The organism is Desemzia sp. FAM 23990, from assembly GCF_045528485.1.
Lineage (GTDB): Bacteria > Bacillota > Bacilli > Lactobacillales > Carnobacteriaceae > Desemzia.
This window is the reverse complement of the sequence record NZ_JBGQQW010000013.1, coordinates 46,447-70,096: the sequence shown is the minus strand read 5'-3', so window position 1 is coordinate 70,096 and position 23,650 is coordinate 46,447. Positions and strand designations below refer to the sequence as shown.

Annotated in this window: 23 protein-coding genes, 2 pseudogenes and 1 riboswitch; of the genes and pseudogenes, 5 read left to right on the top strand and 20 right to left on the bottom strand. The window is 35.9% G+C overall.

Features of this window, described 5'->3' with window-relative positions:
• Window positions 1-476 (top strand): transposase (locus tag ACEN4I_RS06985; RefSeq protein WP_407102432.1); only part of this gene is annotated, 476 nt, incomplete at its 5' end.
• Window positions 477-962: 486 nt separating this feature from the next.
• Window positions 963-1,433 (top strand): GNAT family N-acetyltransferase, encoded by a 471-nt coding sequence (locus tag ACEN4I_RS06980; RefSeq protein WP_407097749.1) that lies wholly within the window; start codon window positions 963-965, stop codon window positions 1,431-1,433.
• A 414-nt stretch (window positions 1,434-1,847) separates the two neighbouring features.
• Here ACEN4I_RS06980 and tnpC read toward each other — a convergent pair whose 3' ends face one another.
• The 11 genes from tnpC to lacA all read right to left on the bottom strand — a co-directional run bounded on the left by tnpC (window position 1,848) and on the right by lacA (window position 11,987).
• Window positions 1,848-3,434, bottom strand: coding sequence for an IS66 family transposase (gene tnpC / locus ACEN4I_RS06975; RefSeq protein WP_407097732.1), 1,587 nt, complete (start codon window positions 3,432-3,434; stop codon window positions 1,848-1,850).
• A gap of 87 nt (window positions 3,435-3,521) precedes the next feature.
• On the bottom strand, window positions 3,522-3,881 hold the full coding sequence (gene tnpB, locus ACEN4I_RS06970; RefSeq protein WP_079650506.1) for an IS66 family insertion sequence element accessory protein TnpB: 360 nt from the start codon (window positions 3,879-3,881) through the stop codon (window positions 3,522-3,524).
• Between the two features lie 403 nt (window positions 3,882-4,284).
• Window positions 4,285-5,184 carry an aldose 1-epimerase family protein gene (locus tag ACEN4I_RS06965; protein ID WP_407102682.1) on the bottom strand — a complete coding sequence of 300 codons (900 nt, stop codon included), beginning with the start codon at window positions 5,182-5,184 and terminating at the stop codon, window positions 4,285-4,287.
• Window positions 5,185-5,204: 20 nt separating this feature from the next.
• A complete protein-coding gene (locus ACEN4I_RS06960) occupies window positions 5,205-5,477 on the bottom strand; it encodes a DUF3884 family protein (protein ID WP_002305107.1) in 273 nt (90 codons plus the stop codon).
• 22 nt (window positions 5,478-5,499) lie between these two features.
• A complete protein-coding gene (gene lacG, locus ACEN4I_RS06955; RefSeq protein ID WP_407102681.1) occupies window positions 5,500-6,906 on the bottom strand; it encodes a 6-phospho-beta-galactosidase in 1,407 nt (468 codons plus the stop codon).
• Between the two features lie 146 nt (window positions 6,907-7,052).
• Window positions 7,053-8,759 carry a lactose-specific PTS transporter subunit EIIC gene (locus ACEN4I_RS06950; RefSeq protein ID WP_407097557.1) on the bottom strand — a complete coding sequence of 569 codons (1,707 nt, stop codon included), beginning with the start codon at window positions 8,757-8,759 and terminating at the stop codon, window positions 7,053-7,055.
• A complete protein-coding gene (locus ACEN4I_RS06945; RefSeq protein WP_002290550.1) occupies window positions 8,759-9,076 on the bottom strand; it encodes a PTS lactose/cellobiose transporter subunit IIA in 318 nt (105 codons plus the stop codon). Before ACEN4I_RS06945 ends, ACEN4I_RS06950 begins: the two co-directional genes overlap by 1 nt.
• A gap of 27 nt (window positions 9,077-9,103) precedes the next feature.
• A complete protein-coding gene (lacD, locus tag ACEN4I_RS06940; RefSeq protein WP_407102680.1) occupies window positions 9,104-10,084 on the bottom strand; it encodes a tagatose-bisphosphate aldolase in 981 nt (326 codons plus the stop codon).
• A gap of 2 nt (window positions 10,085-10,086) precedes the next feature.
• Window positions 10,087-11,019 (bottom strand): tagatose-6-phosphate kinase, encoded by a 933-nt coding sequence (gene lacC, locus ACEN4I_RS06935; protein WP_407102679.1) that lies wholly within the window; start codon window positions 11,017-11,019, stop codon window positions 10,087-10,089.
• A gap of 10 nt (window positions 11,020-11,029) precedes the next feature.
• Window positions 11,030-11,545 carry a galactose-6-phosphate isomerase subunit LacB gene (lacB, locus tag ACEN4I_RS06930; RefSeq protein WP_407102678.1) on the bottom strand — a complete coding sequence of 172 codons (516 nt, stop codon included), beginning with the start codon at window positions 11,543-11,545 and terminating at the stop codon, window positions 11,030-11,032.
• A 16-nt stretch (window positions 11,546-11,561) separates the two neighbouring features.
• Complete coding sequence (gene lacA / locus ACEN4I_RS06925; RefSeq protein ID WP_002290555.1) at window positions 11,562-11,987, bottom strand: galactose-6-phosphate isomerase subunit LacA; 426 nt, start codon at window positions 11,985-11,987, stop codon at window positions 11,562-11,564.
• A gap of 486 nt (window positions 11,988-12,473) precedes the next feature.
• Between lacA and ACEN4I_RS06920 the strand changes: the two genes are divergently transcribed.
• Complete coding sequence (locus tag ACEN4I_RS06920; RefSeq protein WP_407102677.1) at window positions 12,474-13,241, top strand: DeoR/GlpR family DNA-binding transcription regulator; 768 nt, start codon at window positions 12,474-12,476, stop codon at window positions 13,239-13,241.
• Between the two features lie 4 nt (window positions 13,242-13,245).
• Window positions 13,246-14,091: an HAD family hydrolase gene (locus tag ACEN4I_RS06915; protein ID WP_407102676.1), complete on the top strand. Its 846-nt coding sequence runs from the start codon at window positions 13,246-13,248 to the stop codon at window positions 14,089-14,091.
• A 223-nt stretch (window positions 14,092-14,314) separates the two neighbouring features.
• On the opposite strand, the pseudogene ACEN4I_RS06910 reads toward ACEN4I_RS06915, so the two are convergent.
• The 6 genes and pseudogenes from ACEN4I_RS06910 to ACEN4I_RS06885 form a co-directional block, all read right to left on the bottom strand.
• Window positions 14,315-14,419 (bottom strand): annotated as a pseudogene (locus ACEN4I_RS06910) (zeta toxin); the annotation flags it as partial.
• Window positions 14,413-14,604, bottom strand: a pseudogene (locus ACEN4I_RS06905) (recombinase family protein); the annotation flags it as partial. The pseudogenes ACEN4I_RS06910 and ACEN4I_RS06905, both read right to left, overlap by 7 nt.
• A gap of 1,456 nt (window positions 14,605-16,060) precedes the next feature.
• Window positions 16,061-16,993 carry a hexose kinase gene (locus tag ACEN4I_RS06900; protein WP_407102675.1) on the bottom strand — a complete coding sequence of 311 codons (933 nt, stop codon included), beginning with the start codon at window positions 16,991-16,993 and terminating at the stop codon, window positions 16,061-16,063.
• A 118-nt stretch (window positions 16,994-17,111) separates the two neighbouring features.
• The gene (locus tag ACEN4I_RS06895) at window positions 17,112-18,803 is read right to left on the bottom strand and encodes a PTS lactose transporter subunit IIBC (protein ID WP_407102673.1); all 1,692 of its coding nucleotides are present in this window, start codon (window positions 18,801-18,803) and stop codon (window positions 17,112-17,114) included.
• A 2-nt stretch (window positions 18,804-18,805) separates the two neighbouring features.
• A complete protein-coding gene (locus tag ACEN4I_RS06890; RefSeq protein ID WP_407097563.1) occupies window positions 18,806-20,260 on the bottom strand; it encodes a glycoside hydrolase family 1 protein in 1,455 nt (484 codons plus the stop codon).
• Window positions 20,261-20,309: 49 nt separating this feature from the next.
• Window positions 20,310-20,621: a PTS lactose/cellobiose transporter subunit IIA gene (locus ACEN4I_RS06885; protein ID WP_029451375.1), complete on the bottom strand. Its 312-nt coding sequence runs from the start codon at window positions 20,619-20,621 to the stop codon at window positions 20,310-20,312.
• A 224-nt stretch (window positions 20,622-20,845) separates the two neighbouring features.
• On the opposite strand from ACEN4I_RS06885, the gene ACEN4I_RS06880 reads away from it, so the two are divergent.
• Window positions 20,846-21,604, top strand: a complete 759-nt coding sequence (locus ACEN4I_RS06880) for a DeoR/GlpR family DNA-binding transcription regulator (RefSeq protein ID WP_087057216.1) — start codon at window positions 20,846-20,848, stop codon at window positions 21,602-21,604.
• A 79-nt stretch (window positions 21,605-21,683) separates the two neighbouring features.
• Here ACEN4I_RS06880 and ACEN4I_RS06875 read toward each other — a convergent pair whose 3' ends face one another.
• The 3 genes from ACEN4I_RS06875 to ACEN4I_RS06865 all read right to left on the bottom strand — a co-directional run bounded on the left by ACEN4I_RS06875 (window position 21,684) and on the right by ACEN4I_RS06865 (window position 23,646).
• A complete protein-coding gene (locus ACEN4I_RS06875; RefSeq protein WP_407102672.1) occupies window positions 21,684-21,905 on the bottom strand; it encodes a hypothetical protein in 222 nt (73 codons plus the stop codon).
• Window positions 21,906-21,983: 78 nt separating this feature from the next.
• Window positions 21,984-22,087, bottom strand: a riboswitch (SAM riboswitch).
• 108 nt (window positions 22,088-22,195) lie between these two features.
• Complete coding sequence (locus ACEN4I_RS06870; protein WP_407102671.1) at window positions 22,196-22,363, bottom strand: hypothetical protein; 168 nt, start codon at window positions 22,361-22,363, stop codon at window positions 22,196-22,198.
• A gap of 8 nt (window positions 22,364-22,371) precedes the next feature.
• A complete protein-coding gene (locus ACEN4I_RS06865; protein ID WP_407102669.1) occupies window positions 22,372-23,646 on the bottom strand; it encodes a Y-family DNA polymerase in 1,275 nt (424 codons plus the stop codon).
• Window positions 23,647-23,650 lie beyond the last annotated feature (4 nt).

Genomic DNA, 23,650 nt, shown 5'->3' with positions numbered 1-23,650 from the left:
AAAAGACCAGTTTTGATGCCTACAATGAAGCTTCTGTGTTGGTTCAAGCTGTCCGCCGTTTCTACGATCGAAACGGACGTTATCCTGAGCGGGTTCTTGCCGACAAGATCTATCGAAATCGAGAAAATAGGTCTTACTGCAAAATACGAGGCATTCGCCTAGCCGGACCATCACTTGGTCGTCCAAAGAAAGACCAAACCAGAGACAAAGAAATCGAATATCGCGATAATGCAGATCGTGTAGAAGTTGAGCGCGGCTTCAGTTTACTGAAGCGTTGTTTCGGTATGGAAAATATCCGCACCAAACTCCGTGAAACTACCTTGACTACGATTGCCTTATCCGTCATTGCGATGAATGTAGATAACATTAATCGCAATCGCTTGCGCTCTTTTTTTGGACAACTGAAAAATCGGAAAAAAAGCTGTTTAGTTCTATTGAACTTTTCTCCATTTCAAATTAGCCCAATTGTTCAGTAGGCATTAATTAATTTATATCGTTTATTATAAATAATTTTTATCTGTCAAAGTATAATAAAAGAAGAGTTCTAAGTAATTGCGTTATTACATAAGTTGGATGCATTGACTGAGGTGGGGGATACAAAAATTAATTTAGTAGCGTTTGGAAAATGGAAATCAAATAATTAAGAAGAAAACAACGTATTCTAAGGCGATTTCAAATGTCGAAGTGGAGAAATTCTACGAAATAGGCTTAAACTATATTTTAATTTATTAAAAATATGTAACTTTTATAGAAGTTTACCCTGCTGACTTATAAGTCATAAAATATAAGGAGAGTGTAAAATATTTTGTGTAAATGAATAAAATCCATAAGTTGTAACACATGAAATTACATAGAATCGTGTACTGAAAGCCTTGTTAGTTTAGCATGAGTTTCTATAAAAAAATTATTCATAAAGATAAAATAATGCTATGGTTATTTTAAGTAAAGGAGTTGATTAAGGAATGAAAAACAAAACTATTTATTTTAGAGAATTTAATAAAAATGATTTATCAGAAGTTGTAGACGTTTATATTAAAGTATTTTCAGCTGAGCCATGGAACGATAAATTAACATATGACCAAATTACATCTTACGTTAATCAAATAACTGAACTAAATACATTTAAAGGGTATATCGTTAGAGAAGAAGATACAGATAATTTATTGGGTGCTGCGTTAGGTTTTATTAAACCGTGGTATATGGGAAAAGAATACCAGTTGGATTCCTTTTATATTTCAAATGATTATCAAGGAAAAAGAGTAGGTACCCAATTTTTGAACTTTATCAAAGAACAATTAAAAGATATCAATATCCCCACCATCATATTAGATACCGATCGAGGCTACCCAGCTGAATACTTTTATTTGGATAATGGTTTTGAGCCTTCCAATTCATCTATCATACTTTATGGTGATACTTCTAATGAGGTTTAAAAATAGGATATATGAAATTAGATAAAGTCATGTATACAAAAAAATGATTTGATAAGGTTCTTTTGTGAAAAAATAGTCCCACTTTTGTTTATTTTGATAGAGATATAGAAAAATACACTCCCAAAACTATGAACTATTTTGTTCAGTAGTGGGAGTGTATTTTTTGAGAGCCCTTTTGTCCTAGCCTCTTTTTGACGTTCATTCAGACATCCTCGTTCATTTGTCTTAATAAATATACGTATAACTCTGTTGTTAAACCGAATGAAAGATCTTTAGACGATTCTTCAGCATGAAAATAACCTGTCTTTTCGTATACATTTGGTAGTTCTTTAGTAAGCCCGTTAAAATGGACGCCGATAGCTCCAAATAAAAAAAAGCATGACAAATAGCCTGATTTCATCCATTTTTTTGAAATCAGGCTGCTTTTTTCATATTTTTGGCTGGCTGGCAGCTTTCGATAATCGCCAACGACCAAGGGAGATAGTCGTTGATTTTCTCAGGTTCCTGAATCAAATCGACTTCTGGCAATTCAATTAATAGCTTTTCCAGATATTGGCGAAAATCGATGTGATTTGCTTTACAGGTTTCCACCAAGCTCAAATAGATGGCATTGGCTTTTCCACCCGCTTCACTTGTAGAAAATAACCAATTCTTTTTGCCCAATGTTAGCGGACGAATTGCATTCTCTGCACCGTTATTATGAATCGGCAACGCAGGAACTTCCAGAAACTTCAACAGGCCGGCTTTTTGATTCAAGCAATAGGTGATCGCTTTGTCCAAGGCAGATTTTGGCGCAGCGAATTGCGTCTCCAACCAAAGATAAAAGTCTTCCAACAGTGGTCTCGCAAATTTTTGACGCAATTGATCTCGTGCCATAATTGGCATTTCTTGCCAATCCCGTTCCATACGAAAAAGCGCATCACACACCATTTTACCCAAGCGAACCGCTGGACTCGAAGCTTTCCCACCTAATTCTAAGGCTTCGACCCATTTTCGTCGAGCATGTGCCCAACAATGGGCGAACTTGATACCGGGCAACTGCCGATAGACCGAATAGCCGTCACACAAAATCAATCCCTGCCAGTTTCCAAGGAACTTTCTTAATTCGTCCCGACTTCGAGTCAAGGTAGAATCGAAGAGTGTAATGGGATGCGTTGCCCCTTCGATGGTGCGATAAACCCAGTTTTGTGATTTTGATCGACCGGATTTTCCATCCGAACGTCGTAAAATTCGCGATGGGGTTTCATCCACGGCCAATATTGTTTTGGTCAACAATTGTTTCTTCAATTCCTGATAGATTGGTGCTAACCAGTCTTCGGCCACTTTATTGACCCATTCACTCAGTGTGCGGCTGTGCAACGTCAAGCCTAATCGTTGCCAGTCTTTTAATTGTCGTTCCAACGGAACGAATTGGGTAAACTTCATATAAACGGCTTCTGTTATCATCGAGGGACTGGCGATACTCCCAGGTAATGCCCGCTTAGGGGAAGGCGCCACTCGGATCTGATTGGTGCCGCTCTTCTTACAGTTTCGACATTCATAACGATGCACAATATGGCGGCAACGAACTAATTTAGCCGGAATCAATTTGACTTCGCTCCAGTCCTTGGTACCAAGTTCTTTCATCTCGCCGTTGCAACACAAACAAACTGGTTCTTCGAGGCGGTGATGATATTCTTCAGTGGGGAGATTTTCCAACTGTTTTTCTTTCCACCCAGGGACGCGATGCTTGCGAGTGTGCGTGGAGATAACGGTTATACGGCTAATTTCACCTTCTTCCTTTTCTGGTTGGCCGAAAAAATCGGATGGCTCATCAAATAAAGACGTTTGGTTCTGAGGAATCTCTTCCTGAGAATAGCGCGTTTTTTCACTACGAGACCCGAATAACATTTTTGTTAAGTTGGCGACCTGATTGGACAGTTCCATATTTTGCTCAAGTAGTTGATCTAGTCTCGCCAGTAATTCAGCATTTTGTTCTTCTAATTCGGTATTTGTCGCCATCTGCTCAGTCCATTCTTATCGCTTTGTTTCTTCTAGTTTATCAAATGAGACCTGAATGGTCACGAACTAATTTTATCGAAGGGGTTATTAGAATGAACCACCAGTTCGTGCGTTTGTGATAGCCCTTGGCTGCTCAATTTTTAACCCTTCTAATAGCCAACGCAACTCACGTTGCGTCAATTTTTTGACCTCCAATTCATTTCGTGGCCATTGTAATTTTCCTGAATCGATTCGTTTATAAAGCAATGCGAATCCATCTTGATTCCAAAACAGTGCTTTATACCGATCGGCACGTCTACCACAAAAAAGAAATAATGAGGCCTCTTGATAGACATCTAATTCAAATTGGTTTTGAATTACGGCGGCTAAGCCATCAATTCCTTTACGCATATCTGTATGTCCACAAACAAGGTAGAGGTGGTTTATTTTAGTGTAGTCAAGAATCATGTGACTTCAACTCCTTTAACAGAGCATAGAGAATATATTTGTCAATCCCGTTATAAATTCGAACTTCTTGCTTCTTGCATTGGATTTTCGCAGCAAGTTTCATCGGAGATGATGGAGCAGGCGAGACAGTATGTTGGCTTATTTCATTTGTGAGTGAGACGGGGACGATGGTGTGATGGGGTTGTTTTGGCATAACAAAAATTCCTCCTTCTGATTAAGATAGTCTTATCATACAGGAAGAATTTCCGGCTTTCTATGCGGTTAATTTCATCGGGCTTACGTTGACATAGACCCACAAAAAACTTAAAAACCTTGCGATGTAAGACTGGCACGGAGAAGACCAATCTATCATCACAAGGTAAGAGTATTCAAATCTTATTGAAGACTCAAATAATAACAAATTTTAATTAAGGATAGTAATATCATAGATTTTTCTAGAAGTTTCTTGAGGTGAAATTTTCGTTACCTGTCTTTTATCTTCTAAGAAATTACCTTCTTCAAGTGAAGTGGAGAGACCACTCCAAGGTTCCAAAGCAATGAATGGACTTTTATTAGTTGTAGACCACAGAATCAAGTTCGGAAAATCATCAAAATCTACTCGAAGACCTTTACCAGACTTCCTTGACCGAAGCGTTACGCTACGAGACTTGAGCTGGTCAAGTGTAATGGCATCATGGGAAAAAAGTGAGTAGTCCAAATCGAGAATCTTTTGATTTTCCAAAAAAGGTGTCCGATCTTGCAAATCTAATAATCCTGTCTCAGGAAAACTCTTTGGTATCGAGCAAGACTCAACCTCACTAAATTCAATATAATAATCCTCATAGTTTTCACCTTCTACTAAAGGACAATTGAATGCTGGATGGGCTCCAATAAAGTAAGGCATTGTTTTTTCCATTTCCAAGTTCGTTACCTGAAATTCGGTTCTAATTGATTTACCATTCAAGGTATAAACAACTCTCAGTTCAAACTGATATAGGTAATTATCAAGCATCTCAGCATTTGGTTTAATACTAAAGGTCACGCTTTTATCATTGACTTCTTCCAGAATAAATTCTTCTTTTCGAACAAAACCATGTCTACGAATAAGACCTGTAAAAAAGGGTCTTTCTTGAGGTCTATAAATAGCCCAATCATTTCGTAAACTACCACAGATAGGAAATAGAATAGGCGCCTGTCCATTCCAATAATTTGGATCAGCTTGCCAGAGATACTCTATCCCATCCTTGTCTTTAATCGAAGTCAGTTGACCACCCAGTGTTTTAAACTGAACAGTAAGATACTCGTTTTTTAATTCGATAGTCACAACTAATTCCTTTCTTTTTATTATTGGAAAGGCAAATAATTTACCTCGAAGTGAATAGTCTCACGTATTTCTACATCGAGTGATTGTAAAAATTCCCATTCAAATGCTGATAACTCTAAATCAGAATGGCAAATCCACTCTTTTCCAGTTGAAACATACCATTTACCACATTTTAGCAACGGGGTAGCTTCAAGCTCAGGAATCATAGGACAATCTTCGAAACTAACAATATATACCTTTTCAAAGCCTGGTCTAAATAAGTGTTGTACTTTTTCTAAAGTATCGGATAACAATTTTTTACATTTTCAAGTAATATTACTCTATCACTTGAGTTTCTGCTACTTTCTTATACCAATGAGCTGATTTCTTAGGATAGCGTTCTTGCGTGTCAAAGTCTACATAGAATAGTCCATAACGTTTTTCGTATCCGTTTGACCATGAGAAGACATCCATAAGTGACCAGATGAAGTAACCTTTAACATTTGCACCATCCGCAATTGCGTCTGATAAAACTTCCAAGTGTTTCTTCACGTAATCAATACGACCATCATCATAAACGGTATTATCTACAAACTCATCTTTGTATCCAAGACCGTTTTCAGTGATGTAAATCTTCTTGTAGTTTGGATAATCATTTTTCACTCGCATGATTTGGTCATACAAGCCTTCAGGATAAATAATCCAGTCCCAATCCGTTCTAGGCACATAATCTGGTGCGATTCGGCGACCAACACCTTTAATCTGGTACTTAGAACTTCCTTTTTCACCCTTACCATTGTGAATGATTTCAGTCTCACCATCAAAGGCTTGCATCCAATCACTCATGTAGTAGTTGATACCAAGGAAATCGTTCAAATCTTTAGCTGCTTCAAGTGCTTGGAAGTCTTCATCACGAAGATCAAGTTCTCCACCATTTTCAGCTAGGATGTGGTTGACCCCTTCCATCGTTTTATCTGAATAGTGTCCAAGGTAGGTTGCATCCAAGATAAATTTGTTATGGATGATATCTTCTAACTCAGCGGCACGAACATCTGCTGGATTTTCTGGATCATAAGGGTATTTGGTTGGCAACGCATGTACTACACCAATTTCGCCTTTATAACCTTTATCTTTATACAATTTCACAGCACGTGCATGAGAAACCATCATATTGTGGTGTGATTGGAAGACTTTGGCAAGATCATATTGAATGCCTGGAGGGAATTTACCAACCAAGTATTGACCATCTCCAATTGGGCCAATTTCATTGAAAGTTGTCCAGTAGTTTACTTCTGGGAACTCTTCAAAACAGAAAGCGGCATAATCTACAAAGTGTTCTATATTTTCGCGGTTTAAGAAATCTCCATCTGAGTGAAAAACTTCTGGTGTGTCAAAGTGGTGCAAAGTCACGAATGGCTCAACATGACGTTTGTGGCACTCGGCAAAAAGATTATGGTAGAATTCAACACCTTTTTCATTTACTTCGCCATAGCCAGTTGGGAAAATACGAGACCAGGCAATTGAAATACGAATACCATTAACGCCATATTTTTCAGCTAATTCTAAATCAACAGGATATTTATGGTAAAAATCACTTGCAGGCTCTGCTGTGTACCAATAATTGTCTTCAAGATACTTATCCCATGCAACTGGGCCTTTACCATCCGTGTGAGTCGCACCTTCTGCTTGATAAGCAGCTGTAGCACCACCAAAAATAAAATCTTTAGGAAGTATTTTAGTCATAACTATAAATCCTTTCAAAAAAAGCATTTGAGACGATATTCTGAGTTCCGGAAACCAAGGAAATGAAATGAAATGCAATGATATGGTTAACAATATTATAAGGAACTGAAAGAATAATCTCGTCTCAAATAACTTTTACAAATTTATTAATCAAACTGTTGTTGAACAAATGCAAGAGCACCTTGTCCATCACGTGTCAATTTGATATATTGAGCTCCTTCAGTTTTTGCAAGTTTAATGCCCAATTTATCTGTTTCAGCCTTCATATCATCGAAGTTTGAAGCGACCTGTGGAGCCAAGATAACCAAGTCAAACTCTGGCAACATTTCACGGTGAGCACCGTAACCACCCGCTGCCGCTTTGACTGGAACATTGTATTCTGCTGCTGCTTTGTTCAAGGCATTGGCAAGCAAGCCACTTGTACCTCCACCTGCACAAAGAACAAGGACATTAGTTTCTTTTGTGATATTATTGTTTGCTGCTACATCTTCTTTAGCAACGCCTGCTTTTCCAAGAACGGCATCTGCTTTAGCAGTATTGAAGTTTGCAGCTACTTTTTCTTTAAGAGCATCGTTTGTTTTACTAGAACGTTCTTCTTCAAGAATTTGTTCATCGTATACCTTAACAAATGGGTAATAAATGATAGTATCAACAACTACCAAGAGTCCGGCTAAGATAAATGATAGAACTTGGAAGTTAGTACCGAGTACAATTCCCAACGGACCAGGAGTAACCCATGGAAGGTTGGCAGAGAATGAGTTCATGTTCAATGTGTCAACAAAGAATTTAAAGATCCAAACGTTGACAATCGGAGCGAAAATGAACGGTACAAAGAAAATCGGATTCAATACGATTGGTGCACCAAATAAGATTGGCTCATTAACCCCAAAGAATGTTGGAACAACTGAGGCACGTCCGATGGCACGGTTACGTTCTGATTTACAAATCCACATGAACAAGAATGGAACAATCAATGTAGCTCCTGTTCCACCCATGGTAACAATAAACATTTGAGTACCAGAAGTGATAACTTTATCTGCATGTTGTCCAGCTTGGATAAGATGCAAGTTGGCATCGATATTGGCATAAGTGATAGCAGCGATTGCTGGTTCGACAATTGAAGGACCATGGATACCAACAAACCAGAAGAAGGCATAAGCACCAAAGATAAGTGTAATTCCAAGGTAACCATCTGCAGCTGAGAAGAGAGGAGCAAGAAGGGTACCGATTGATTCTGCAACGGTTACACCAAGAGTTCCCTTAACAATGAGTTCAAGTCCATAAAGGAGAACAACCGATACAGTGAATGGAATCAAGTCTTTAAATACTTGAGAGATATTTGGTGGAACCTCTTCAGGCATACGAATAGTAACATTATTTTTCACACAGACCTTGTAAACATTAACTGTCACAAAGGCTGCAATAAATGCTGTCAAAAGACCTTTTGTTCCCATGAAGGCTGTCAAGAAGCCTCCTTCTTTTGCAGGCTCAGCTGCCATCAAAAGGAACCCTACCATAGACGCTAGCATCGTAGATAAGAAGTTAATCTGATTGGTCGCAGGTAGGTCACGGTTCATTGAGTCCGTCAAAGCTTTAGCGGTAGTACCACCAACAAAGAATGCTAGGATACCCATCGAATAGCTATAAGGAGTCATCAAGAAGGTCTCAATGTCTTTTGACCAGTGGAATCCCCAAGCATTTGGGACATAGGCAATAAGGATAAAGATAGATGAGAAAAGGATGACTGGCATACCAGCGATAAATCCATCACGAATAGCACGAAGATAGATGTTTCGAGAGATTTTCTCAAAGAATGGTTTCCCTTTCTCAATAAGTTCAATGAGTTTATGCATTATTTTGCTCCTCTTTTATAAAGTTCGATGAGGTGATGAATCACATCTTTTAATAAGACAGTAGTCATTAAGTGGTCCTGACCATGCATCATGGTAACGCTGTATGGAAGTTCCTCCCCAGAAGCTTCTCGAGCCAACATAGCTGTCTGAGAATTGTGAGCCTCTGCAATACAGCTTCCTGCTTCTACTACAAGACTATCTGCCTTAGCGAAATCACCATTTTCAGCCGCTTTAAGCGCTTCTAAAAGTTTAGAGCGAGCATCTCCAGCATAAGCAACAATTTCAAACCCTAAGAGAGTCATTTCTTCTCTGTTCACAACAATATCCTCCGTTTTATGTTTTTACTATACTTTATCAGTCCATGGACTAGCTGTTTTAACAAGAACTTTGTTAAGTTCATCAATATTTTCGAATCCAGTAGTACGCAACCATTCACGTGCTGCTTTTTCACCTTCTTTGATGTAAGGTTCTACAGATCCTGCCCAAGTAGCACGTCCACAAAGCACACCATTAAACTTGGCACCTGAGTCGTGAGCAAATTGCAATGTTTCTTGGAACAATTTAGCAGATACACCTGCACTTAGGTAGATGTATGGAAGCTTAGTCGCTTCTTCTTGTGTTTTAAAGAAGTCAGCAGCTTCAGCTTTACTGTAAACCACTTCACCATCAGCAAAACCTTCGACATATTTAACGTTAACTGGTACTTCTACTTTAAGAACATCAATGTTAAAGCGTGGATCAGAGAAAACTTTCATCGCTTCAATGACTTTGCGAGGTTTCACTTTTGCATATTCAACAGAACCTGCATCTGAGATTTCTTCATCATAAGCAAGGATTTCCAAGAAGAAAGGAATATCTTCAGCGACACATTCAGAACCAACACGTTCAATATAAGCTTGTTTTTGTTGGTTAAGTTCATCTGAGCTGTCTACATCATAGTAAAGCAAGAACTTAACGGCATCAGCGCCTTGCTCTTTGATACGTTTTGCAGACCAAACATCCAAGCAGTCAGGCAAACGTTTTGTACTTGATGTATCATAACCTGTTTTTTCATAGGCAAGAAGAAGACCTGCTTCTTTATCCAATGCTTTTGTTGCTGGAAGTCCATATTCAGGGTCAAGCAACATTGAAGAAGCGTATTTTGTAAGTTCATCAGCAACCAAAACCTTTAGTTCTTCCATTTGAGCTACAGTTGGTTCTGTATCTTGATACTGTGCCATCAAACGTTTCAAAGCACCACGTTGGTCAAATGCCAAAGCTGAGATAACACCGTTTTTATCTGAAATTTTTTCCAAAGATTTGCGTTTCTGTTCTGTAAGTACCATTTTTATACCTCTTTTACTTCAATTTGTGAGTTTAGTGTTTCGTAATTAGTCATATTCACATGCCCTGTCATTGTTTCTTGAGCATTTAACATACCCAATGTCATCGCATGTTTTAATAAGTCAGCGTCACTTTTTTTACTATTTAAAGCTGATGCAATACCAGCTACCGTTGAGTCCCCTGATCCGACTGGATTAACAACTGGGATATCAGGAATATCTACCTTATAGAAAACATCACCATGTTTTGCAAAGGCACCGTTTCGACCTAATGAGACCACTATCCATTCGATACCACTAAAAAGTGACTCTTTAAGAACGTCTTTGAGTTCTTCAATATCTTTTGTTACTTCTTTTCCAAGCAACTGTGAAAGTTCCTCATTATTAGGTTTGATGGCAGTAGGTTTAGCCGACGATTTTAGAACTGTTTCAAGAGGTGCACCTGAACAATCCAAAACGACTGCTACTCCTTCATCCGAAGCAAGTTGGATAAGTTTTTCATAATAATCGTTGGGAAGTCCTGAAGGTAAACTTCCTGAAATTGTCACAACTTCTGATTGTTTAATAAGATTGCTATAGTGGTCAAGAAAGCCTTCTGCTTCTTCATGAGAAATTGTTGGTCCTTGTTCCAAAATTTCTGTTTGGTTACCCTCGTGTAAGATAGCAATACAGTTTCTAGTGTTTCCTGAGATTTTATAAAAAGCTGGACTAACAGGAGATTGTTCTAATTCGCTTTCAATAAATTCACCAATTTTACCACCTAAGAAACCTGTAGCAGTAACTTTATCACCAGATTCATACAAGACTCTAGTAACATTTAAGCCTTTTCCACCAGCTGTCTTACTAACATTTTTCACCCTATTCACTGTATCAATTTTCAATGTTTCTAGAGGATAAGAGATGTCTACTGAAGGATTTAGTGTGACTGTCAGAATCATTTGTTATACCTTAATCGTGGTAGTCACCACGGTCCCATCTTTCAAGGAATTCTGTAAAGAAAGCTTCATCTGCTTGATGTGCATTATGTGTTTCAACGTGTTCGATTTTTGCAATCAATTTTTTATTTTCTTCTGTTGGTTTGTACTCAGCTTCAATGAAAGCTTCAATGATGTCATTCATAAGAAGACCACCAGTAATCATTCCACCGAAACCGATAACATTCGCATTTAACTCTTCTTTTGCATATATAGCTGATGTCATATCACGAACCAACGCTGAGCGAACACCTGGAACTTTATTGACTGCATTGTTAATGCCGACACCTGTACCACAGATACATACTCCCAAGTCTGCTTGACCACTTACTACTGCTTCACCGACTTTTTTACCATAGATAGGGTAGTGAGTACGTGCGTGGTCATATGTCCCGAAATCAAGGACCTCATGTCCTTTTGATTTCAAGAATTCTGATACTGCCATTTTTTTATCTGTGACAATGTGGTCACATCCAATTGCGATTCTCATTCCTTAACTCCTTTTCTTAACACATCTTGTTAAGCATATCTACTCGGATTTGATGACGTCCGCCATCATATTTACCATTGACGAAACCTTTAGCGATGTTTTTAGCAAGCTCATCACCGACGATTTCAGCGCCAACCGTAATCATTCGTGAATTGTTATGTCCACGTGTCATATAAGCTGAGCGTTCATCTGAAACTTCTGCTGCAACCATACCTTTAATTTTAGTTGCTACCATGAATGGACCAGCTCCATAAGCATCAATTACAATACCTAAGTTTTGCTCATCTTTATTTACTTCAGAGGCAACTGCCAAGGTAACATCAACAAAATCTTGTCCGTCCTTAGTCACATCAATTACCTCAAAACCTTCTTCTACAAGAAAATTTTTCACAACATCTTTTAATCTCGTACCTTTGAGATCTGCACCAACAACAATAGCCATTTTGACCACCTCCTAAATTTTAGAAAGAAATGCTACGTAGAAGTAGAAAACATTTTGCAAAATGTTCGAAAAAACGTTTTCGTCATTTCTTTGTTTATATAATATCAAACATTCAAACAAAAAACAACGCTTTTTGTTTATTTTTTGTTTTTTTATTTGTTTTTTTAAAAAATAGATAACACCGTTAAATTATTGTTCATTTTTGTTCATTTAATCCATCACAAAATGGACGTGAAATATCTATTCAAGTATTACAAAAGTCTTTTACTTTCTATAACTTACTGATTAAGAGGTCCTACTTTATTTTCGTCTTATACAAAATCTGACCTAAGCTAATATACGTCAACCCTCTGTTCTTATTTCATCATCTAACATTTGTTTTTGTTTGAAATTGTTTGTTTTACCTTGAAAATATTGTCTTTTATGATACAATTAAAAGAGAATTATCTTTGGAAAAAAATTACTTTATGAAAGAAGAGTCTTCATATGAACAAAAAACGACGATTAGAAAAAATTTTAGATATGTTAAAGATTGATGGGACCATAACCATAAAAGAAATAATAGATGAACTAGATATTTCCGATATGACAGCCCGTAGAGACCTTGATGCTCTAGAAGCTGATGGACTTTTAACACGTACTCATGGTGGTGCACAATTGCTTTCCTCTAAAAAGCCACTTGAAAAGACACATATCGAGAAGAAAAGTCTAAATACAAAAGAAAAAATTGACATTGCTAAAAAAGCCTGCTCTTTAATCAAAGATGGCGATACTATTTTTATTGGACCCGGAACTACACTTGAACAACTGGCATTAGAATTGAAAGGTCGTAAAGGTTATAAATTTCGTGTCATTACAAATAGTCTCCCTGTGTTCTTGATTCTAAATGGTAGCGAAACCATTGATTTATTGCTTCTTGGCGGTGAATATAGAGAAATAACTGGAGCTTTTGTAGGTTCAATGGCTTCGACAAATTTAAAAGCAATGAGATTTGCCAAAGCTTTTGTTAGTGCAAATGCTGTTACCCATAATTCTATTGCTACATATAGTGACAAGGAAGGTGTGATTCAACAACTTGCCCTAAACAATGCTGTAGAAAAATTCTTATTAGTAGACAGTACTAAATTCGATCGATACGATTTCTTTAACTTCTATAATCTAGATCAACTCGATACCATCATTACAGATAACCAGATTAGCCCTCAACACTTAGAGGAATTTAGCCAGTACACTACTATTTTAAAAGCGGACTAGAATTATGACTTATAAAAATATTGTTTTTGACCTTGATGACACTCTTTATGACCATCAACTCCCCTTTAAACGTAGCGTTGAGAAATGTTTTCCAACGATTGATATCCAACAAATAGATAACATTTACAAACGTTTCAGATATTGGTCTGATGTTGCTTTTCCTAAATACACGAAAAAACTCATCAGTATTGAGCAGCTTAGAATTTTTCGCTGTCAGAAGACTATGGAAGAATTTGGCATCGATAGTATTTCTAGGACAGAAGCTCTAGACTTCCAAGCTGACTATAAATATGAACTCGATCAGATTACGATGATTCCTGAGATACATCAACTACTGCTGGCTCTACATAAAAACCACATCCCAATAGGTATTCTAACTAATGGCCCTGTTGACTTACAGAGTCGAAAACTTCAAAATATTGGTGCCTATCAATATTTTGAAAAGCAAAATATCATCATTAGTCAGTCCACTCACGGAGGAGCTGCAGAAAATAGCTATGAAGGTAATGTAAAAATCTTACAAAGTTACCGAAATGTCCAATTATCTAAAAGGGCTATAGAAATTCTTAAAGAGGAAATTGAGTTAAATCACCAACATATAAGATTCAATCCTGATTATAAAGATAATGGATGGATTTTTACTTCCAAAAGTCGTCATAAACCCGACTATAATGGAACACCTCTTCATTATAGTGTCCTTAACAATTTCCTCAACTCACCTGAAAATGGAAAATTAAATCGAAAAGGTAATCCAAAACGAGCAGGAATTGATATTGATAATAAACTTAGTTTTAATAAACATATTACGACCCATATATTCCGTCATACGCATATTAGTTTCTTAGCATAGCAAGGAATACCCCTAGAAGCAATTCAAGACCGTGTAGGGCATTCTAGAGGTAGTCGTGTAACAGAAATTTATTTGCACATCACTAAAAAAACAAAGGATCAAATTATACCTATCCTTGATACTCTTACACAATAAGTGTGGCAAATCTGTGGTAAAACATAAGAAAAAGGCTTGTCCATATTGGACAAACCCTTTATTTTCAAGCTTATATAACCTAATTAAGCTTTACCAGCTGATTAGAATAGGATGTTGCATGTTTTACTACGTCTTTTTCATAGAGTTTCACTAATTCGTCAAAATTTGGGTGCTGTTGTTTGAACGTATCGTTATATCTCCTTCTCTAATAAAATTAAGCATTTCTTTCAAAGCAGGTCTATTTGTATCTTTACCACTTATTTTTTCTGTATATAATTTATAACACCCTGCTTCACTTAATCTTTTTAATTGTCTATTAAGATTCTGATCTTTGCTACTAACTCTTGCATAGCCTATTCTATGTTTTTCCTTATTCAATAAAACCACCTTTTCGTATATGACCTATTTAAATGTCCTAACATATATATTATAAATAAAACATCCTAAAAATGCACCTGTAACAACATTTATTTATATCTAATATTACTTTTCATTTTTTAGGTGTTTAAGGTGTACTCTAATGACCTAATTATATATATATCGAATTTATTTTATTTTTGTTCATTTAATCTCTTGACTTTAATCTTTACAAAAACTAGGGTAGCGATAGGCTTTGGTTTCGAGTTATGGGCAGACTTATCCCTTGTATCAAATGGAAAAAGTCTGCATTATCTTTCAAAACTAGGTCCAGCTGACGGCATGGATCTGAGAAAGTTCCCTTTAGACTGTATTTAACGCTCTCTGGGGCGTTAATACGAACGCTTTAATACTTACTCCTTGTCGACTGTTTGACTGTCTTTCGACAACTGCTTTCGCTTCTTATATGCGTTCTTCCTTACCAGTTATACAGAGCCTGTCCCACCGCTTACTAGAAAATATTTGCTTTTGATCGCAAAGTATCTACAAAGTCCATAAGTATCATCAGCGCTTGTTTTACAAGTTAATCATGCTTATTCGTACAGTACAGGGTGCTTTAACCCACAACATAATTTTTTGCGTTTTACCATGAGTAGCACAAACTACTTTTAGGCTTTTACTTGAGCATTGACAAATCTTTACTCAATTAGGACATTAAACATAAGGGATATGCTATCTAACGCCCCACCAATTCCTTTTAACTACGGCTCGTGACACCACATTCAATTTCTTTATAATATTCAATTTTAACATCAAAAAAAGGGCATCAGTTATTCGACTGATGCCCTTTTTCTATCTATGTATTTTGCTAGAATCTATCCAGTACCCCTTGATGTAAACGTTTATATAAATGTACAAAATTGACAATACCAGAAATTATGGTAAAATGTACTTATAAACTTGATAAACAAGTGGGCGTTAGACAGATTTCATTGATAGGGCGTTATCAATCGAAATTCTTCTGAAATTATTTTGCGATAATTTCGGAAGCTAGCGCTTTTTTTTGCGCTTTTTTCCAACTGCTCTTTATTTGATTAAAATCAGTATAACGATTTATACATCTTATTGCAAGGAAAAAGATATAAAATACTAAATTAATTTTATTTAAACATTACACTATAATTCCATTATAGTATTGTATTTTTAGTTTGTCATTAAAAATCATACCAATAACGTTTAGAACAATTCTTATGCATAGTTCCCTATAAAACAAGTTGAAATCGTCTGTAAAAGCTCGTCAGAAACATAATTTCATATCATCTTATAGACTTATTTAAGCCTATATAAAAAATACCGTAATTCCTATCCCTTCTTCATCTTCAATTGCATTATAAAATGTTTCCATCAAGAATTTTAAATTGATTGATAGAAAAAAACCAAGAAAAAGATTTATCTTCCTCTTGGGTACTAAATAGAATTATTTAATTTTTATAATTTTCACTTGTTCGAATAATGCTTCGAAATTATCTACATTAATATATCCCGTTTTTTCTTCTTGTGTGTTAAGCATACCAGTAACCATCCCAGTTTTTATAACAACTTCAGGGGTTTCATTTTTATATAAAGCGTATGCCAAACCAGCGATCGTTGAATCTCCAGAACCAACTGGGTTTTTTACATCAATTGTTGGAATCTCGACACGGTAGTAATTATTTTTATTCTTAACTAAAGCACCATCTGCTCCTAAAGTTACAACAATCCATTCAATGCCATCGAATTTTTCATCTTCTAAAGCTTCAACCAGTGTTGGTTCTGACTTAATTTCTTTTCCAATTAAGTCCGCGATCTCAGTTTCGTTTGGTTTGATTAGAAAGGGTTTGTAGTCACTTTCGATACTCCTTTTCAAAGTGGCACCTGAAGTATCTAACAAAACTCTTGCATTAGCCAGAGTTGCTTTTTCAGTTAATACTGAATAAAAATCGTGATGAATACCTTTAGGCAAGCTGCCTGAAATGGTCACATAGTTCGCATCTGATAATATTTTTTCGAAGTTTGCTATATAGTTAGCTTGTTCTTCTTTTGATACTTGGGGGCCTGATTCTAAAATTTCAGTTTGTTGACCTTCATGTAAAACAGCGATACAACTTCTCGTTTCACCTGCTATTTTTGAGAAGGCGTGGTGAATCCCATCTTTATCTAATTGATCGGTTAAGTAATCTCCAAAATGACCCCCAACAACACCCGTAGCTTTAACAGGTGCGCCTAATTGGGTCAATACTCTGGCAACATTTAATCCTTTTCCTCCCGCTGTTTTTGAAACCTGGGCAATTCGATTAACGGTATTTATGTGTAATTGTTCCAATGGATAGGTAACATCAATGGATGGATTCATCGTCACGGTTAAAATCATTTTAAAACTCCTATATTGTTCACTGATTTTTGTAAAAAGATACCCAAGAAAAAAATGTCTGTCTTCTTGGGTAACAAATAAAAATATTTAGTTTACATTTAATGGCTATTTGACCATTTTAGAATTGGGTCATTACAAAGTCCATGGCTTTTTCGGGATCATTTGTTAATGATATATATTCTGTACCTTTCGTTTTTATTAATTTAATCCCCAGTTTATCTGTATCTTTCTTTATTACTTCATAATTAGATGCTACTTGAGGGGCTAAAATAACTAAATCATAGTCACTTAAAATATCATTATGGGACCCATAACTACCAGCAGTGGCTTCTACATCCGTGTTATATTTCTCTGAAGCTTTATTTAAAGCATTACTCAACAACCCACTGGTTCCTCCACCTGCGCAAAGGACGAGTACGTGTTTTCTTTCATCTAGAACAGTATTCGATGTAGGTATTGCTTCCTCTGGGACCTCTGGAAAACTTATTTCCTTCGTATCCTCTTGTACATCTATTGTTTCTATTTCATCACTATTTGCTTCCGCAGCTAATTCATTTTCGTATACTTGATTATCATATACTTTAAAGAATGGGAAATAAATTAACGCATCCACTATAAGTAACACAATAGCTAATACAAATGAAAGTGGGTGGAAACCAGCTGCAATAGGAATGCCAATTGGTCCTGGTATGGTCCATGGTAAGACGAATATAAAGGCAGTCATCCCAAGGACTTCAACAAACATTTTAAAGATCCAAATATTTACGATAGGTGCTAAAATAAATGGAATGAAAAACACAGGATTAAGTACTATAGGCGCTCCAAATAAGATTGGCTCATTCACAGCAAATGTACTTGGAATAAAAGTTGCCTTTCCTACAGCTTTGTTTCTTTTTGATTTAGAGAAGAACATAAATAAATATGGAACTACTAATGTCGCTCCTGTTCCTCCAAATGTCATAACAAACGCTCTCGCCGGGTCCGTTAATAACTTTGTAGCTCTTCCCCCTGCTAAGTGGGTTTGAATATTGATATCTATATTTAAATATTCAACAGCAGAAGTTGCTGGTCGAACGATAGATGGACCATGAATCCCAATAAACCAGAAGAAAGACATGGCTCCTGCTATAAGAGCTAAACCAAAGTAACCGTCTGAAGCAGTAAATAATGGCTGAAAAATGCCAATGAGCCATTCTGCAAAACTTGTACTAAAAGTTGATCTGACTATAAAATCCACTAATAATGTGATGGAAATTGTAGCGGCAAAAGGAGCAATATCCGCAAAAGCTTGGGATATATTGGGTGGAACCTCTTCTGGCATCTTTATAATAATTTCTCTTGTTACAAAGAATTTATAAACGTGTACCGTTAAGATAGCTGCTACGAAAGCAGTTATCAACCCAGACGTCCCCATAAATGCAGTTGCAAAGCCATTTTCTATTTGGTCTACCGATAAGATTAAGAAACCTGAAATAGCTCCCATTGAAATGGAGTTACTATTTAATTTATGTTTATTCGGTAAGTCTCTATTGAAAGAGTCGGTTAAAGCTTTTGACGTATTACTCGCAACAAGCAAACCAACAATTCCCATTGTGTACCTATATGGCTTCATTATCCACAGTTTAGTCGCTTCACTCCAATGATATCCAAAAACTTCTGGGAGATTCGCCACTAACATAAACAAACTAGAAAATAAGATAACAGGCATCGCTGCAGTAAAACCATCTTTAATAGCTCTTAAATATTTGTTTCTAGATAACTTTTCAAAAAAAGGTTGCGCCTTTTCTATTTGTGCTATTAAATTATTCATAATTACTCATCCTCGCTATGAATGACTTCTTTATTAAATAGATAATCTCCATTCGATTCAATCACTTTATGGTACCAGTCAAAACTCTTCTTTTTATATCTTTTCATCGTTCCTGTCATATCATCATAATAATCAACAAAGATAAAGCCCCAACGTTTTTCCATTTTACCTGTTGAACCGCTAACAAAATCCATTACAGCCCAATTTGTATACGCAATAACTTCTACACCATCACCGATTGCTTTGTTTAGCTCTAATAGATAGTCACGTAAACTGTCGATTCTATAATCGTCAATAACCGTTAACTCTCCATTTTCATCTTCTTCTGGTTCCTCAATCTTAGAAAAACCATTTTCAACAATCATTTGTGGTAAGTGATAACGATCGTGAACGATATTTAGAATATGTCTTAATCCAATCGGATCAATTTTCCATCCCCATTCGTTTTCTTCAAGTTCTGGATTTCGTAAACCACTGATAACATTAACGTCTTTATCTGAAATATCTTCATAATCGTGTCTAGCTACTCCACTGTTGTAATAGCTATAAGCTACAAAGTCTACTGTGTGATCTTTAATGAGTTGTAGCTCTTCTTTTGTAATATCTAATTGTAAATTCTTTTCTTTTACTTCTTTAATTTTATAGTCAGGATATTCTCCAAAAGCATGAACATCCGTAAAGAATAACATCTCACGCGTCTCGAAAAAGGCTTGTAGAGCATCTTCAGGTTTAGGCGTTAATGGATAAATCGGTCCAATCGTTGTCGTACAACCTAACTGCAATTCAGGATTAATTTCTTTAGCAATCTTAATTGCTTCTGAATTCGCTACAAATCTATTATGAAATACCTGGAAATGAAGCGATTCATCCATTGTACTCGGATCTTGAGTTACTCCTGCTGAGAAAAGAGGCATCTCATCAGATATATTCACCTCATTAAAGGTCAACCAATATTTAACTTTATGGTGATACCTCTCAATAATCGTACGAACATATTTTTTGTAGTATTCAATGACCTTTTTATTCGCAAAGCCATTGTAATGATCCGCTAAATAGAGAGGTATTTCTCCAGAATGAGTAATTGTTACGATTGGCTCAATTCCGTAAGATAATAATTCATCGAATAAATCATCATAAAATTGCAAACCTGCTTCGTTCGGCTCTTCTTCAATTCCATTTGGATAGATTCTAGTCCATGCAATCGATGTACGAAATGCCTTCAATCCTAACTCTGCAAAAAGAGCAACATCTTCTTTATATCTGTCATAAAACTCTATTGCTCGATGCTTCAAATTTCCTGGTTCCGGATGCTTTGTACGCCCTTGTCTTGTACCATTAGGCACTACATCAGCAACTGCCGGTCCTTTACCATCTCTATCCCATGCTCCTTCAAAATGATATGCTGCTGCCGCACTTCCAAAAAGAAAACCATCCGGAAAATTATTCCGTTCAACCATTTTACATTCTCCTTTATTTTAAAATGTTATTAGAAAAACTATGGATTATTTAAGGTTTATAGATATCCATTAAAAACTCTAAGATATCTTTTAACAAAATTGTCGTCATTAAATGATCTTGACCGTGTACAAAGATGAATCCCAATTCAACTTCTTCTCCGCCTGCTTCTTTTGCTAACAATTGAGTTTGGCTATTATGGGCTAAGTTTAGACTAGCATTTCCTTCTTCAATTAATTGTTTGACTTCTTCTTTACTTTCTCCATTTTTAACTTTTTGAATTGCTTCTATGAAATTTGATCTTGCTTCTCCTGAATACGCGACAATTTCAAAACCAATCCTTGCTACTTGTTCTTTGTCCATTATATACATCTCCCCACATCTATTCGTTTTGTTTGTTTAATGTTCGTTACAAACAATATAAACCGTTTTCATATGTTTGTCAAGGCTAAACATCTATTTAACATAATTACTTTAAACAGTTGACATCCTTGCCTCATATTTGTATTATAACCTCAAACAGCTTATGCTCGATTCAAACATTTAATTGTTTGTTTATCACTGTAAAGTCGATTGGAGGTACAGGAATGATTAAAGAGCGTCGTCACAGAATGATTTTGCAACTATTAGATGAAAAAAATGCCGTGAAAGTTTCCGATTTAGTCGAAACACTCAACGTAACAGATATGACTATTCGAAGAGATTTACAAGAACTAGAGGACGAGAACCTTCTTATAAGGACACACGGAGGGGCTCGTAAAACTGAAAATCAAACTTTACCATTTCTAGAGTTGAGTCATCAAACAAAAAGAGAAATTAATCCGGATGAAAAGAATGAAATCGCTCAATTGATCGCCTCAAATATCCATGATAACGAAACAGTATTTCTAGGATCGGGTTCTACAATTGAATTGGTTTATGATTATCTGGATTTAAATCATGCGAAAATTATTACAAATTCAATATACGTCTTTGACAAGTTCAAATACGATGAAAGATACGAATTGATATTAACGGGTGGAACCTATCGCTCTAAAACAGGCTCATTCACCGGCACAATAGCAAATGATTTTATTTCTACTATTAATGTAGAAAAATCATTTATAGGGGTTAATGCTTTAAATGAGTATTCTCTATACAATGCAAATGAAGATGAGGGTGTTATCCAGCGTTCCATTTTAAAGAACTCTCGTAAAAAATATGTCATTGCAGACTTTGAAAAATTCGACAAAATGGATTTTTATCAATTTTACGACTTAAGAGATATCGATTATTTAATTACAGATAGTAAAGTGCCTCAAGAGACGAAAGACAAATATTCCAAGTGGGTACAAATAATTAATTAAAAATTTGATTTGTCAAATTAAGCTAGACAAATAAAAAAGAGAAACTGTTGTAAACAAGTACACTAGTTTCTCTTCGGTTTTATTCAATATAATTTCTTTTATCCTTAATATCTTCTAACATTTCAATAGTTTCTTCAATTTTAGGAAGAATTTCTTCGTACCAAGACAATCTTTTTCTACGCATTAAAACACCTACAGCATGTGGCCTTGGATCAACTTCCTCCCAATAGGATTGTCGATCCAATATGACTTTTTTTAGATTGTCAAAATAATCTTTCGCTTCAGCTGCACTTACTTCCATTACAACAACATCTCCTTTTATTATTTTGCAATAAAAAAAGCGCCACTTAGTAATTAAGAAGTGTTCGCCTGAATGTTTTACTTATTTTTCAAGTTTACACTTGTTGGATTTAGCACCGTTCCTTTAAGGTTGGTTGCTGAAGCATCATCGGGCCAATTCCCTCCACTTTCTCTTAATAAGTTTTGCTATTCTATTGTCAATATAAAATAACAAAAATTCTTTAAAATGTCAATACTATGATCGCTAAACACGTAGTTACAGATTTCCTATTAAATTTCGTGGTTAGCTTATTATTCATGTACAACTCTTTTATAACCCAAAGATAAATAATCGATTAATTTATCTTCAGGTATAGTTTCTAATTTACTCTCCGATAGACCCCATATAAATTCTTGTAATTCCTCTAAAGATATCCTGTTTTCTTCATAATTTTGTATCACTTCGTGTAATTTTTCCATGTCTTTTGCTATCCTTTATGACCACCAACAAGTCCACTTCGCTGGATAGCTGTCCCTCCCTTAGTTAGGCTACTTGCATGGACTAATGAACTAAAACCGTATTTTTCTCTAATTCTATCTACAACTAACTCTAAATCTTCTGCAAGAATCGTTTTTTCAGCATCTTCAAACAGATTCAACTGCAATTCTTTTTTATAATCAATTTTCCCACATCGTATTCCTATTTGACGTACTGGTTGTTTTTTATAATAGGTTCTGAATATCTGCAAACAGGATTCTATAATTTTAGTATTTGACGAGGTGGGATAAATTTTCATTTGGTGACTAAATCCTTTATCTAGTATCTCTCTAGAATAGCCTATAGATAGGTGAACCACTCCTGTCTCAGCATGATGTTTTCTTAACCGTGCTGCAACTTCATCAGCCATTTCTCTGATAACTACTTCAATTTCATATTGATTTATATAATCTCTTTTTAAGATTTGGCTTTTACCAAATCCTTTAGCCTTTGGAATATATTTTTCAGAAATAATACTATGATCTATCCCATGAGCGTGATAAAAGAGCTGCTCTCCAATAACACCATGAATTCGTTTCAAAGCTTTCGCATCATACTGAGAGAGTCTATAAACAGAATCTATCCCTAATTGATAAAGATTACTTGCTGTATTTTTTCCAATTCCCCACATTTCTGTTATTGGGTGAATGTTCCAAACCTTTTCTGAAACATCTTCATAATGCCAAACCGCTATTTGCGACTTATTTTTTTTCGCTTCATTATCTAACGCTAACTTGGCTAGTAAGGGATTATCACCAATTCCAATCGCCGTCACTAGTTTTAACCGCTGAAAAATAGTGAATTGTATTTTTCGCGCTATTTCTTTTGTTGATCCGTAAAGTGCGTGTGATTTGGTCACGTCTAAAAAACTTTCGTCAATACTATAAATATGTATGTCTTCTTCAGCTACAAACTCTTGAAAGATCTGGTTAATCATCCGATTAACTTTTATATATAAAGCCATACGAGGCTCAACAATTTGGATTTTTGAGTTTTTTGGTATTTCAAAACGTCTTGAACCGGTCCGAATGCCATATTCTTTTTTTACTCGTGGTGAAGCAGCTAAAACTAGCCCTCCTTCTAAATCGGGATTGCTCATGACGACTATATAGGAGTCTAAAGGATGTATTTTCCGCTTAACTGATTCCACTGAAGCAAAAAAAGACTTAACGTCAATGCACAGAATATCGCGCCTTGGTTGATAGGTATAGTCCATCTTGATCATGATT

Coding starts and splice junctions, on each gene's coding strand:
- ACEN4I_RS06920 (WP_407102677.1), top strand. CDS start 12,474: ATGAACAAAAAACGACGATTAGAAAAAATTTTAGATATGTTAAAGATT.
- lacB (WP_407102678.1), bottom strand. CDS start 11,545: ATGAGAATCGCAATTGGATGTGACCACATTGTCACAGATAAAAAAATG.
- ACEN4I_RS06900 (WP_407102675.1), bottom strand. CDS start 16,993: ATGATTTTAACCGTGACGATGAATCCATCCATTGATGTTACCTATCCA.
- ACEN4I_RS06865 (WP_407102669.1), bottom strand. CDS start 23,646: ATGATCAAGATGGACTATACCTATCAACCAAGGCGCGATATTCTGTGC.
- ACEN4I_RS06890 (WP_407097563.1), bottom strand. CDS start 20,260: ATGGTTGAACGGAATAATTTTCCGGATGGTTTTCTTTTTGGAAGTGCG.
- ACEN4I_RS06950 (WP_407097557.1), bottom strand. CDS start 8,759: ATGCATAAACTCATTGAACTTATTGAGAAAGGGAAACCATTCTTTGAG.
- lacG (WP_407102681.1), bottom strand. CDS start 6,906: ATGACTAAAATACTTCCTAAAGATTTTATTTTTGGTGGTGCTACAGCT.
- ACEN4I_RS06870 (WP_407102671.1), bottom strand. CDS start 22,363: ATGGAAAAATTACACGAAGTGATACAAAATTATGAAGAAAACAGGATA.
- tnpC (WP_407097732.1), bottom strand. CDS start 3,434: ATGGCGACAAATACCGAATTAGAAGAACAAAATGCTGAATTACTGGCG.
- ACEN4I_RS06980 (WP_407097749.1), top strand. CDS start 963: ATGAAAAACAAAACTATTTATTTTAGAGAATTTAATAAAAATGATTTA.
- ACEN4I_RS06880 (WP_087057216.1), top strand. CDS start 20,846: ATGATTAAAGAGCGTCGTCACAGAATGATTTTGCAACTATTAGATGAA.
- lacA (WP_002290555.1), bottom strand. CDS start 11,987: ATGGCTATTGTTGTTGGTGCAGATCTCAAAGGTACGAGATTAAAAGAT.
- ACEN4I_RS06915 (WP_407102676.1), top strand. CDS start 13,246: ATGACTTATAAAAATATTGTTTTTGACCTTGATGACACTCTTTATGAC.
- ACEN4I_RS06875 (WP_407102672.1), bottom strand. CDS start 21,905: ATGGAAGTAAGTGCAGCTGAAGCGAAAGATTATTTTGACAATCTAAAA.
- lacC (WP_407102679.1), bottom strand. CDS start 11,019: ATGATTCTGACAGTCACACTAAATCCTTCAGTAGACATCTCTTATCCT.
- tnpB (WP_079650506.1), bottom strand. CDS start 3,881: ATGATTCTTGACTACACTAAAATAAACCACCTCTACCTTGTTTGTGGA.
- ACEN4I_RS06895 (WP_407102673.1), bottom strand. CDS start 18,803: ATGAATAATTTAATAGCACAAATAGAAAAGGCGCAACCTTTTTTTGAA.
- ACEN4I_RS06885 (WP_029451375.1), bottom strand. CDS start 20,621: ATGGACAAAGAACAAGTAGCAAGGATTGGTTTTGAAATTGTCGCGTAT.
- lacD (WP_407102680.1), bottom strand. CDS start 10,084: ATGGTACTTACAGAACAGAAACGCAAATCTTTGGAAAAAATTTCAGAT.